Origin of the sequence: Kitasatospora sp. NPDC127116 (genome assembly GCF_042677365.1) — a bacterium.
In the GTDB taxonomy this organism is placed as follows: Bacteria; Actinomycetota; Actinomycetes; order Streptomycetales; family Streptomycetaceae; genus Kitasatospora; species Kitasatospora lactacystinica.
Map to the genome: position 1 here is coordinate 1 of NZ_JBHXTL010000208.1, position 11862 is coordinate 11862.

13 protein-coding genes are annotated in these 11862 nt (G+C 73.1%); 7 read left to right on the forward strand and 6 right to left on the reverse strand.

The window, feature by feature from the left end:
• Positions 1–97: 97 nt before the first annotated feature.
• The 3 genes from ACFVHV_RS41555 to ACFVHV_RS41565 form a co-directional block, all read right to left on the reverse strand.
• Entirely contained in the window at positions 98–1921 is a 1824-nt protein-coding gene (locus ACFVHV_RS41555) for a glycosyl hydrolase family 18 protein (protein WP_380358768.1), read from the reverse strand.
• A gap of 314 nt (positions 1922–2235) precedes the next feature.
• The gene (locus tag ACFVHV_RS41560) at positions 2236–2862 is read right to left on the reverse strand and encodes a hypothetical protein (RefSeq protein WP_359907169.1); all 627 of its coding nucleotides are present in this window, start codon (positions 2860–2862) and stop codon (positions 2236–2238) included.
• Between the two features lie 123 nt (positions 2863–2985).
• Positions 2986–3546 (reverse strand): DoxX family protein, encoded by a 561-nt coding sequence (locus ACFVHV_RS41565; protein WP_359907172.1) that lies wholly within the window; start codon positions 3544–3546, stop codon positions 2986–2988.
• Positions 3547–3776: 230 nt separating this feature from the next.
• On the opposite strand from ACFVHV_RS41565, the gene ACFVHV_RS41570 reads away from it, so the two are divergent.
• Positions 3777–4409 carry a MarC family protein gene (locus ACFVHV_RS41570; RefSeq protein ID WP_359907175.1) on the forward strand — a complete coding sequence of 211 codons (633 nt, stop codon included), beginning with the start codon at positions 3777–3779 and terminating at the stop codon, positions 4407–4409.
• Positions 4410–4496: 87 nt separating this feature from the next.
• Here the strand turns inward: ACFVHV_RS41570 and ACFVHV_RS41575 are convergent, their stop codons facing one another.
• Both ACFVHV_RS41575 and ACFVHV_RS41580 read right to left on the reverse strand, forming a co-directional pair.
• Entirely contained in the window at positions 4497–5036 is a 540-nt protein-coding gene (locus ACFVHV_RS41575; protein WP_359907178.1) for an NADPH-dependent FMN reductase, read from the reverse strand.
• A 118-nt stretch (positions 5037–5154) separates the two neighbouring features.
• On the reverse strand, positions 5155–5616 hold the full coding sequence (locus ACFVHV_RS41580; RefSeq protein ID WP_359907181.1) for an Lrp/AsnC family transcriptional regulator: 462 nt from the start codon (positions 5614–5616) through the stop codon (positions 5155–5157).
• 187 nt (positions 5617–5803) lie between these two features.
• Here ACFVHV_RS41580 and ACFVHV_RS41585 point away from each other — a divergent pair, with 187 nt between their 5' ends.
• From ACFVHV_RS41585 to ACFVHV_RS41605, 5 genes are all read left to right on the forward strand, one after another.
• Entirely contained in the window at positions 5804–6634 is an 831-nt protein-coding gene (locus ACFVHV_RS41585; RefSeq protein WP_380358772.1) for a tryptophan 2,3-dioxygenase, read from the forward strand.
• 113 nt (positions 6635–6747) lie between these two features.
• On the forward strand, positions 6748–7974 hold the full coding sequence (gene kynU / locus ACFVHV_RS41590) for a kynureninase (protein WP_380358774.1): 1227 nt from the start codon (positions 6748–6750) through the stop codon (positions 7972–7974).
• Positions 7975–8039: 65 nt separating this feature from the next.
• Positions 8040–8675 carry a TetR family transcriptional regulator gene (locus ACFVHV_RS41595; RefSeq protein ID WP_359907188.1) on the forward strand — a complete coding sequence of 212 codons (636 nt, stop codon included), beginning with the start codon at positions 8040–8042 and terminating at the stop codon, positions 8673–8675.
• Positions 8672–9436, forward strand: coding sequence for an SDR family oxidoreductase (locus ACFVHV_RS41600; protein ID WP_359907190.1), 765 nt, complete (start codon positions 8672–8674; stop codon positions 9434–9436). Before ACFVHV_RS41595 ends, ACFVHV_RS41600 begins: the two co-directional genes overlap by 4 nt.
• Before the next feature lie 115 nt (positions 9437–9551).
• The gene (locus ACFVHV_RS41605; protein ID WP_359907193.1) at positions 9552–10049 is read left to right on the forward strand and encodes a F0F1 ATP synthase subunit B; all 498 of its coding nucleotides are present in this window, start codon (positions 9552–9554) and stop codon (positions 10047–10049) included.
• Between the two features lie 52 nt (positions 10050–10101).
• On the opposite strand, the gene ACFVHV_RS41610 is transcribed toward ACFVHV_RS41605, so the two are convergent.
• Positions 10102–11049, reverse strand: coding sequence for a hypothetical protein (locus tag ACFVHV_RS41610; protein WP_380358779.1), 948 nt, complete (start codon positions 11047–11049; stop codon positions 10102–10104).
• 76 nt (positions 11050–11125) lie between these two features.
• Between ACFVHV_RS41610 and ACFVHV_RS41615 the strand changes: the two genes are divergently transcribed.
• Positions 11126–11755: a TetR family transcriptional regulator gene (locus ACFVHV_RS41615; RefSeq protein WP_359907199.1), complete on the forward strand. Its 630-nt coding sequence runs from the start codon at positions 11126–11128 to the stop codon at positions 11753–11755.
• Positions 11756–11862: the final 107 nt, after the last annotated feature.

Sequence of the window (11862 nt, forward strand, 5' to 3'; positions counted from 1 at the left end):
GGTCCCGCCCCCCGGGTGGTGCCTGATCCCGGGGGGCCGGACCCGTCGCTTCAGGTGCTGCGAGGATCCGTCAGGCCCTCGGCGGTCCGGTGGACCGTCAGCAGGGGCCGTTGTCGGTCCAGACGCCCCACTGGCCGCTCAGGCTCGGGTCGTCGCCCTTGGTCCACCACTTGTTGGTGTAGTAGTGGCCCTTCCACGAGACCTTGGTGCCGCCGGCCGCGTAGGTGGTGTTGGTGTCCCAGCTCGGGGCGGCCGGGCAGGAGGCCGGCGTGGTCGGGGTGCCGGTCGGGGTGCCCGTGGGGGTACCGGTCGGCGTGCCCGTGGGGGTGCCGGTCGGCGTGCCCGTGGGGGTGCCGGTGGAGGTCGGGGTCGGCGTGCCGGTCGGCGGGGCCGGGCAGGCGGACGCGGAGCCGTTGGTGGCGCTCACCATCTTGTCGAACAGGGCGGTCTTGGTGCCCAGGTCGTACAGCGAGAAGGCGAAGGAGCCGCCGAGGCCGTTGCAGTGCGCGTAGTCGAGCTTGGCCTGGATGGACTTGGCGTCCTCACCGCTCCAGAAGGTGTTGCCGTCGTAGAAGTACGTGGCCTGGGCGCCGTCGTCCCAGAAGGTCTTGGACGGGTTGTCGACGAAGCCCGCGAGCTCCTTGTACATCTGGATGCCGGGGACGTTGCCGGACATCGCCGCGCCGGCCGCCGGCTGGGTGGCGGGCTGGTACAGGCCGTGCTTGCCGTTGTCCTTCACGCCGGTCCAGCCGCGGTAGTAGAACGGCACACCCATGTTGATCTTGTTGGCGGGGAAGCCGCCGGGGATGCCGTACTCCTTGTCACCGACCGTCCACGCCTTGATCGCGTTGTCGATCGAGTACTTCCCGTTGCCCGGCTTGGCCGGGGTCGACGGGTCGTCCGGGGTCGAGTAGAGCGCGGCCTGGTGGTTGGTCGGCCCCTGGGCGTCCCAGCCGCCGTGCATGTCGTAGGTCATGACGTCGAGGAAGGTCAGGTACTGACCGACCTTGTCGGTCTCGACGTTCATGATCTTGTCCTGGCCGGCGCCGACCGCCGCCGACAGGGCGTAGGTCTTCTTGTCCGCCGCGCCCTGCGCGTCCAGCTGGGTGCGGAACTCCTTCAGCAGGGCGGTGAAGTTCTGCTTGTCCGCCGGGCTGGAGAGGTTGCCGGTGTGGCCGCCGCCGCCCGGGTACTCCCAGTCGATGTCGATGCCGTCGAAGACGCCGGCCGCCGAGCCCGGGCCGCCGAAGCCGGCGTCGCTGGGCAGGTTGCCCTTGATGAACATGTCGATGCAGGACGACACCAGGTGCTTGCGCGAGGCGTCCGTGGCGGAGGCCGGCGAGAAGTACTTGGAGTAGGTCCAACCGCCCAGCGAGAGCAGGACCTTGAGGTTCGGGTTCTTCGCCTTCAGCTTCTTCAGCTGGTTGAAGTTGCCCGCGATCGGCTGGTTCCAGACGTCGCCGACACCGTCGACCGAGATGTCCGCGCCGAAGCTCTTCTGGTAGTCGGCGAACGCGTCGCCCGCGCCGTCACCCGCGTTGGGGTTGTTGTCGTTCCCGTCGGCGGCCTTGGTGGCCTCGAAACAGCCCAGGTCGGTCGGGTGGATGTTGGCGAAGGAGTAGATCATGTAGTCCAGGTTCTTGGCGACGCCGGTGTCCTGGATCGTCTTGGGGTAGTACGCGTTCGCGTAGACCGACCACTGGTCGAAGTAGGCGACCTTGATGCCGCCGCTGGTGGCGGGCGCGCCGGTGGAGTTGGTGGTCGCGGCGTTGGCCGCGCCGCCGCCGGACAGCGCGAGGCCGGCGCCGAGCAGCAGGGAGGCGGTGGTGCCGGCCGCGATGGCGGCCATGCTCTTCGGGCGGCGTCGGCGGCCGCCCTGCGGCGCCGGGGTCCCGGCCCTTTCAATGCGTGAGCGCAGCATGGGTGCGTGACTCCTGGTTGTGGGGGTTCCCGTCGTCCCGGGGGCGCGCGTCCGGGGTGGGGCCGGACGACCGGGACATGACAGGTGTGGGTGGGGAATCGAGCGGGATCAGACCATGACGGACTACCGGGATGTGCCGAACCGGCGCCCGCGGCACGAGGCCGCCGACGCCGGTTCAGGGGCTCCCTGCACCTGGGCAATAAAAATGGACTAGACCAACTCACCCGTCAAGGGGTGCCGTTGGGCCTTGAGACCCGCTTAAGGTTCCACCCCCGCGCTGAGCTGGGCCGCCGCACCCCGGGACAGCCCCGGAGTCAGTAGCGGACGGCGTTGGCCACCTCGGCCTTGACCGTGCCGGAGAGGTCCCGGTGGGCGTGCGCGGTGGCCTGGGAGCTCTGCCCGACCGCCACGTCCTGAATGGTCACCGCGGCCGCGTCCAGCACCTTGCCCGACTCGTCGGTGAAGTTCACCTGGATCACGTACCGGTACGACTGCTGCCCGTGGTTGGTGACGGTCAGCGGCACCTGCGGCTTGCCGTCCGAACCGGTGGTCACCGCCCCGGCGGTGACGTCCCCCTTCGCGTCCAGCCCGCCCTTGATCCCGGAGACGGCCGAGGAGGCCGCCGACACCGCCGCCGAGGCCTGCGCCTCGACCGAGGCGATCGCGGACCCCGCCCCGCCGGCCGCCGAACCCAGCGCCGAGGCGGCGGAGGCGACGGCGCTCGCGCCCTTCTCCACCGCGGACGCCGCCGCGGAGGCCACGCCGCTCACGGTCTTCCCGGAGGAGGAACAGCCCGCGAGCGCCGCCGCGCCGACCACCGCCGCGACCAACACCCCCGCCACCGCCCGGCGTTGGTGACGCACCGGTGGTGCGTCCAGGTCCTGCGCGGTGACCCTCGGCGGGGTCGGGGAGCTGGCTCGGGTGAGCGGCTGGCGGTTCATGCGGTCCCTCGTTTCCGGTCGGCGCCGGGCTGCCCGGCACACCTCCACGCCCACCCTCCGAGGGCCGCGGGGCCGCCGCCAGCAGGGCTGCTGCCTCCGGGTGAGCCGGGCCGGGACAGCGCGTCAGGACAGCCCCGAGCCCTCCTGGGAGTCCGACTCCACCGCGGCCCGCTCCTCGCGCAGCCGCACCAGGTGACGGCGCCGCGCGACGACGCCGTACGCCCCGGCGGCGCTCGCCACGAAGGAGGCCAGGCCGAGCCACGGCCGGTCGAAGACGTGGCCGGTCAGGTGGTCCAGCGAGTACCGGCCGGCGCCCGCCAGGCCGAGCGCCAGGCCGGTCGCACCGAGGAAGGCCGGGTACTCGTAGCCGCCGGACATCGCGAAGAAGCCGGCCGGGGCGTGCACCGACACCGCGCCCGCCATCGTCCCCGCCACCACCGCGCCGGCCGCCGGGGTGGCCAGCCCGGCCACCAGCAGCGCGCCGCCGCCCGCCTCGCCGAGGCCGGCCGCCAGCGCGCTCTGCCGGGCCGGGTGGAAACCCATCTGCTCCATGGCGTGGGTGGCGCCCTCCAGGCCGCCGCCCCCGAACCAGCCGAACAGCTTCTGGGTGCCGTGCGCGATCAGCACGCCGCCGACCGCGCCGCGCAGGGCCAGCAGGCCCAGGTCCTTACGGTTCAGGCACATGTCGCATCCTCGCTTCCGCGGCGGAGTGACCCCGCTCGGTGACAGTGGTGACGGTCCTGCCTCCATAGCAACCGAGGGCGCCCGTGCCTTCGAGCCGGGGCCGCCATCCGGGCGAATTCGGCCGCGACCGGGAATGACCGGGAATGAACCGCCGGCGGGTGATCCACGCCGCGCCCGGCCGCGGGGCGTGGCGGACCGGCCGCCCGGGGCCCCGAGGTCATGCTTGGCCCATGTTCGTCTTCAACCTGGGCAGCGCCTTCATCACCTTCTTCGCCGTGGTCGGCCCGCCGAAGACCCTGCTGGCCTTCGCCCGGCTGGCCGGGACCCGCAGCAACCGGGAGCTGCGCCGGCTGGCCGCGCTGAGCACGGCCATCGCGGCGGTGATCGGCCTGGTGCTCGGCTTCGGGGCCGACGAGCTGACCACCCTCTTCCACATCAGCGACCAGTCGCTCCAGCTCGCGGGCGGGGCGATCTTCTTCGTCTACGCCGTCGCCCTGGTCTTCGGCGTCCACCTCGGCTCGGACGCCGACGACGACGAACACCTGTCGAACCCGCTGGTGGACGGCATCCGCGAACTGCTGCTGCCGTACATCGCCAGCCCGCTCGCCATCACGGCCGTCCTGGTCGCCTCGCTCAACCAGGACAACCTGGGCTGGAAGGCCGCCGTCGCCGGGGCGTACGTGGCCGTCGCGGTGATCAACTACCTCTGTGTGGCGGTGCTCGCGCCGCTGATGCGACGCACCCACCGCACCTCGCTGGAGGTGCTGTCCCGGCTGCTCGGGCTGCTGCTGGCGGCGGTCGGCGTCGAACTGTTCCTGGAGGGCCTGGCCGGGCTGGGAGTGCACCTGCCGGACGGGCACTGAGCCCGCCACCGCACCCGCGCCAGGGCCCGACGGGCGCCGAACGGCGCTCACCGGCGCTGAACGGCGCCGAGCCCGGCGCCCGCCGGGTCAGCCGGCCGCGAGGCGAGCCAGCACCTCGCCGATCCGCCCGCGGACCAGTGGATCGGCGACCAGCCCGTCCGGGCCGACCGCGCCGCGCTCCAGCGGAAGCCGGACGCAGGCCTCGTCCAGCACGGCCGCGCCGGTGTAGCCGAGGACGGTGCGCAGGGTGGCCTCGGCCCCCTGGCCGCGGCCCGGACCGGCGGCGTTGATCCAGCCGGTGGGCTTGTCCGAGATCTCGATCCCGCCGACCGTCCAGTCCAGCAGGTTCTTGAACGCACCCGGCAGCGTCCCGGCGTACTCGGGGGTGCAGACCAGCAGCGCGTCGGCCGCCTCGATCGCGGCCCGCAGCTCGGCCACCGGCTCCGGAAGCGGGTCGGTGTCGTGGTCCGGGTTGAAGTGCGGCAGCCCGGCCAGCCCGGCGTAGTACGTGGTCCGCAGGCCCGGGGCGGCCGCGGCCACGGCGGCCGCGGTGCGCAGCACGGTCTCGTTGGTGGAACCGGCTCGCAGGCTCCCGGGCAGCAGCAGGATGTGGCGCTCGTTCGGCATGCCGGGCAACCTACTCCTTGACGTCCGCGTCAAGGACAGCCGCCCGCCGCCCGCCGCCCGCCACCGGTCATCGGCACCGGCCGTGGACCAGCGGCAACGACAGCGGCAGCGGCAGCGGTCAGCGCGGCACCACCGGCCGCCAGGGCACCGGACTGGAGAGGATCATCGAGCTGGACGGCTGGCCGTAGCTTCCGAGCCGGTCGCACACCGCCTCGAACTCGGCCATCGTCGACACCGCGACCAGCAGCACGCAGCACGCCCCGCCGGTGACCCGGTGCAGCTGGACCACCTCCGGCCAGGTCGGCACCTCCGGATCGCGCAGCACGCAGCGCGGGCCGTAGCACTGGATCTGGACCAGCGCGGTGATCGGCAGCCCGGCCCGGGTGAGGTCCACGTGGGCGTGGTAGCCGCTGATCACCCCCTCGGATTCCAGCCGGCGGACCCGTTCGGCCACCGCGGGTGCGGACAGGCTCACCCGGCGGGAGAGTTCGTTGTACGAGAGCCGGGCGTCGGCCTGGAGCTCGGCGAGCAGGCGGCGGTCAACGGCGTCCAAGGCGACCTCCCGGGTGGTCGGGATCAAGGGATTTCCATTCGTAAAGCGAATCGGCGGAACGCATCGCGAACAACAGCTCCGAAGGCGGTTGCGATGCCCGTCGACCATTCAAACGGGGGGCACCGCCGCCGCACAATGGGCACCCGGTGGAACCCGGCAGTCCGGCTGGTTCACCGGACCGGGCGATGCGGCCCGGAGGATCAGGAGGATCGGGATGGGGCACGACACGGTGGAGACACCCAACCTGTCGTTCGGTCGGGGCGGAGCACCGGGCCGGGGCACCCCGTACGCCCAGTACGTGCGCCTGGAGGAGCTGCACGGCCTGCAGCACCCGCGCAGCAAGGAGCCGGCCGAGCTGTCGTTCATCGTCGCCACCCAGGTGATGGAGCTGCTGTTCGACCTGCTGCGGCACGAGTGGACGCTCGCCCGGCAGGCACTGCGCGAGGACGACCTGGCCGCCGCGCTGGCCGCGCTGCGCCGGGGCACCCACGTGCAGGACGTACTGGTGGAGTCCTGGGACCTGCTGGCCACCATGACCCCGCACGAGTTCAACTCCTTCCGCTCGCTGTTCGGCGAGGCCTCCGGCTTCCAGTCCGCCGCCTTCCTGCGGCTGGAGTTCCTGCTCGGCAACAAGAACGCCGCGCTGCTGAAGATGTACGACGGGATGCCCGACACCCAGGCCGAGCTGACCGAGGCCCTGCGCTCCCCCGGCCTGTACGACGAGGCGCTGGCGCTGCTGGCGCGCCGCGGCCTGGCCCCGCACCGGGCGCCCTCCGAGGAGCGCCACCAGCCGTCCGCGGAGGTCGAGGCGGCCTGGCGGCGGGTGTACACCGAGCCGGAGTTCGCCGCGCTCCAGCCGCTCGGCGAGGCCCTGCTGGACGTGGCCGAGCGGGTCACCCGCTGGCGCCAGCGCCACCTCTCGGCGGTCAAGCGGACCATGGGCGGCAAGCCCGGCTCGGGCGGCTCCAGCGGACTGACCTGGCTGCGCAAGTCGGCCGAGCAGGACGTGTTCCCGGAGCTGTGGACGATCCGGGACGGGCTGTGACGGAGCGGGCCGTGACGGAGCTCGATGCGACAAAGCGTGATGCGACAGAGCGCGATGCGACGGGACGGGCTGTGACGGAGCGGGCTGTGAGCGAGGGGAACGAGAGGACGGGCATGACCACGCGCGAGGACTGCGCGGCGCTGGACGCCGTCGACCCGCTGGCGGCGTTCCGCAAGGAGTTCGCCCTGCCGGACGGGGTGATCTACCTGGACGGCAACTCGCTGGGCGCACTGCCGGTGCGCACGCCCGAGCGGGTGCGCCGGGTGGTCGAGGAGGAGTGGGGCCGGGAGCTGATCCGCAGCTGGAACGACGCCGGCTGGTTCGAGCAGCCGTACCGGCTGGGGCGGCGGATCGCGCCGCTGATCGGCGCCGGTCCGGCGGAAGTGGTCGTCTGCGACACCACCTCGGTCAATCTCTTCAAGGTGCTGTCGGCCGCGCTGCGGCTGCGCCCGGGCCGGCGCACCGTGCTCGGTGACGCCGAGGCCTTCCCCACCGACCTGTACATCGCCGAGGGCGTGACCGGTCTGGTCGAGGGCGCGCGCAGTGCGCTGATCCGCCCCGAGGAGCTGGACCGGCACCTGGACGGGGACGTCGCCGCGGTCGTCCTCTCGCACGTGGACTACCGCACCGGCGAGTTGCTGGACATGCCCGGCATCACCGCCCGGGTGCAGGCCGCGGGCGCCCTGATGATCTGGGACGTGTGCCACTCGGTGGGCGCGCTGCCGGTCGAACTCGGCGCCGCCGGCGCGGACTTCGCGGTCGGCTGCACCTACAAGTACCTCAACGGCGGCCCCGGTTCGCCGGCCTTCCTGTACGTCGCCGAGCGGCACCTGGCGGCCGGCCCGCTCCAGCCGCTGAGCGGCTGGTTCGGCCACGCCCGGCCGTTCGCCTTCGAGCCCGGGTACGAACCGAAGCCGGGCATCGGCCGGTTCCTCACCAGCTCGCCCTCGCTGCTCGGCCAGGCCGCCCTCGACGCCTCGCTGGACGTCTGGGAGCGGGTCGACCCGGCGGCGGTGCGGGCGAAGAGCCTGGCGCTGACCGACCTGTTCGTCTCGCTGACCGAGGGGCTGGACGGTGTCGAGGTGGCGACCCCGCGCGAGCACGCCCGGCGGGGCAGTCAGGTCGCGCTGCGGCACGCCGACGGCTACCCGGTGGTGCAGGCCCTGATCGAGCGCGGGGTGATCGGCGACTTCCGCGCACCGGACCTGATGCGCTTCGGCTTCACGCCGCTCTACGTGTCGTACACCGAGGTCTGGGACGCGGCCCGGCAGCTGGCCGAGGTGCTGGAGAGCGGTGAGTGGCGGGCGGAGCGTTTCTCCCGCCGGGGCGAGGTGACGTAGGCCGGGGACCGGGACCGGGCCCGCCTCCTTTGCCATTAATAATGCGCAGCATTAATCTTGCTCGCATGGCAAGGACATCGGCGGGCCACGAGACCCGCGAGAGGCTGCTGCGCGCGGCGGAGGAACTCTTCGCCACCCGCGGCGTGGAAGCCGCCCTGACCAGGGACATCACCCGACTGGCCGGACAGAGCAACCCGTCCGCCGTGCAGTACCACTTCGGCTCCCGCGAGGGCCTGCTCGACGCGATCATGGCCGGCCGCCAGGAACGCGCCGAGCAGGCCCTCGCGCCGCGTCTGCCCGCCCTCGCGGACGCGGACCTGCCCGGACTGCTCGGCGCCCTGGTCGCGGCCGAGGCCACCGAGCTGCGCACCGAACAGGGCCGGCACTGCCTGCGGATCTCCGCGCAGGTCAGCCACAACAGCGGCGTCCGCACCCGGACCCCGCACCCGACGCTGGCCGGCGGCGGCTACTGGCGCCTGATCGAGCTGGTCGAGGACCGGATCTCCGCCCTGCCGGAGCCGATCCGGCTGGAACGGATCGACCTGGTCCTCACCCTGATCGGCGCGGCCCTCGCCGACCGGGCGCAGCAGTACCTCACCGGCTCCACCCCCCTGACGGACGAGGAGACCTTCCTCGCCGACCTGGTGACGATGTCCGCCGCCATGCTCTCCTCCCCCACCCCCCGAAGGAGCAGGTCATGAACGACCTCACCGGCAAGACCGTCATCGTCACCGGCGGCGCCCGCGGCCTGGGCGCCGAGGCCGCCCGGCTCGCCGTCGCGTCCGGCGCCAACGTGGTGATCACCGACGTCCTGGAGGAGGACGGCAGGACCGTCGCCGCCGAACTCGGCGAGCGGGCGCGGTTCGTGCGCCACGACGTGACCTCCGAGGAGGACTGGCAGCGCGTGGTGGACTTCGCGGTGGCGGAGTTCGGCGCCCTGCACGGCCTGGTCAACAACGCGGGGATCTCCACCGGCACGCTGCTCGCGGACGAGAGCGTCGAGCACTTCCGCAAGGTCCTGGACATCAACCTGACCGGCGTGTTCATCGGGATGAAGACCGCCGTCCCGGCGATGCGCGCGGCCGGCGGCGGCTCGATCGTCAACATCTCCTCGGCGGCCGGCCTGATGGGCCTGGCGCTGACCGCCGGCTACGGCGCCTCCAAGTGGGGCGTGCGCGGCCTCAGCAAGATCGGCGCGGTCGAGCTGGGCACCGAGCGGATCCGGGTCAACTCGGTGCACCCGGGCATGACCTACACCCCGATGACCGCCTCGGTCGGCATCCGGCGCGGTGAGGGCAACTACCCCAACACCCCGATGGGCCGGGTCGGCGAGGCGCCCGAGATCGCCGGCGCCGTGGTCTACCTGCTCTCCGACGACTCCTCCTACGTCACCGGCGCCGAGCTGGCGGTGGACGGCGGCTGGACCGCCGGCCCGACCGTCAAGTACGTCATGGGGCAGTGAGCCCCGCGGCCGCCCGGGCCGCCGTGACGCAGGTCATGTCCGGGCCGAGTTCGACCGGCATCACCTCCGGGGAAGCTTCCGACCGACGGAACGTCATACCCTGGGGAGGTAGCGCGTGACCCTCGCACTCGGCCCGCTCAAGCCCGAACCTGCCCCGCTGCTCCTCGGCCTGGCACTGTTCTTCCTGCTGCTGTGGCTGCTCGGCCGCCACCTGCTCCCCCGGATCGAACGAGTGCAGTCCGAACGCTGGGAGGCCACCGAGGGCCGCACCGAACGCGCAGAAGCCCTGCTCGCCGAGGCCGAGGCCACCCGGGAGGCCCGCCTGCGGGAGCTGGCCGAGGCCCGCCACGAGGCGGCCCGGATCCGGGAGGAGTACTCCGAGCGCGGCGCGGCGGCGATGGTCGCGGCCCGCGCGGAGGGCATCCGCGACCGGGACGAACTGCTCGCCACCGGTCGCGCCCGGATCGCCGCCGACCGGGCCGAGGCGGCCCGCCTGCTGCGGCAGGACGTCGGCGAGCTGGCAGTCGCCCTGGCCGGCCGGGTGATCGGCGAACCGGTGGACGCCGTCGCCGCACAGCGCCGCACGGTGGAGCGCTTCTTCGAGGCGAACTAGCGGAGCCGGCCGGCTCTCGCCGACCCGCCGTCGGCCCGCCGTCAGCTCATGGTCAGCTCCTCGTCAGCTCCTCGACCAGCGCGCGGTACGCCGCGAAGGCCGGCTTGGGCGTGTAGTCGTCGCGCACCAGGCCGAAGTGCGGGAACAGCCCGGCGCCCGCACTGTCCGCGTCCCGCAGGGCGAAGAACGCGTATCCGGTGACATTGAGTTCGGTGGCGAGCCCGGCGACCGTCCGGACCACCTCCGCCACCACCTCGGCCTGCCGCGCCTCGCTCCGCCCGGGGCCGGTGGGCCAGCCGTTCTCGCAGATCCGCAGCGGAACACCGGGCCCGATCCCGGCTCCGGGCAGCGTGTCCCGGCGGAAGCCGGTGAGCACCGCCCGTACCGCGTCGGCGAGTCGACCGGGTGGGACGGGACGGAAGACGTCCGGGAAGAAGTCCAGGCCGACGTAGTCCAGGGCACGGTGGAAGCGTTCGTCGGCGAGCCGGCCGAGCTCGGGCCAGAAGGTGTCCGCGGGGTCGAAGGAGGGCACCGCGTTGAAGCCGACGGCCAGCCGGTCGAATCCCCGGGCCAACGCCTCCTCCTTCGCCGCGATCACGCCCTCGACCAGCGCCCGGCGGACGTTGGGGATGCTGCCGTCCACGGGCGGGAGGTCCAGGTTGGGCTCCTCGCAGATCTGGAGCAGCCCGAGGCGGTGCCCCTCCGCGCGGACCGTCCGCCGGACGAAGTCCAGCCAGCCCGCCAACTCCCCGCCGCGATCCCGGTACTGGACCACCAGGTCGAGCCGGCGTCCCTCGACGGCGTACTGCTCGGGCCGCGCGGGGGTGTGCTCGCCGCCCGGGTACGAGCGGTAGGCGCGGACCAGGAACTCCGCCGCACCGCCCTGGAGTTCGCACAGGGCGGCGGTGATCCGCGCCGGGTCGTCGGGGCGGACGGGCGCGATCACGCCGGTGTCGTCACCGGCCAGTCCGCCGGGGTAGATGCCGAAGGTGAAGGTCATGCCGTCACCGTAGCGGATATTTTTGGTGTCACTGCAACTTTGGAGTGACGCCATGCACTGCGGATAGGATCCGGCCATGGGACTTCGCGAACTCAAGAAGCAGCAGACCCGGGAGCTGCTCTCCGACACCGCCATGGGCCTGTTCGCCGAACGCGGCTTCGACCGGGTCACGGTGGTCGAGGTGGCCCGGGCCGCCGGGGTCTCGCCGAACACGGTCTTCAACTACTTCCCCACCAAGGAGGACCTGTTCTTCGACCGGCAGGAGGAGGTCGTCGCCCACCTGGCTGAGGTGGTCCGGCGCCGCCCCGCGGGCAGCCCGGCCGTGGACGCCGTCCGGGCCGACCTGCTGGCGGCCTTCGCGAGCGGGGAGCCGACGGTCGGACTGCACCCGGGGATGGCGGCGTTCTGGCGGATCGTCGAGGACAGCGCCGCACTCCGGGCCCGGCTGCTGGAGCTCGGCGAACGGGCCGAGGCGGCACTCGCGGCCGCCCTGGCCGAGGAGTCGGGAGCCGCACCGGAGGACCCGCTCCCCCGGATCGTGGCCGGAGCCGTCACCGGGGCCCACCGGGCAGTGCTCGGCGAGATCCGGCGGGCCATGGTGGCCGGGGAGCCCGCCGAAGCCGTGCGGGCCCGGGTCGAGGCGGCGGTCGACCGGGCCTTCGGCCTGCTCGCCTCGGGCCTCGCCCACTACCCGGCGCAGCGGTAGGCGGCCGGGGCCGGGGCCGGGGAACGGCGCGCCGGAGGAAACGGGAGACGCGGACGGGGCCGGGCCTGGGGCGGGGGCCGCGGGCCGGAACGAAACCGGGACGGCGC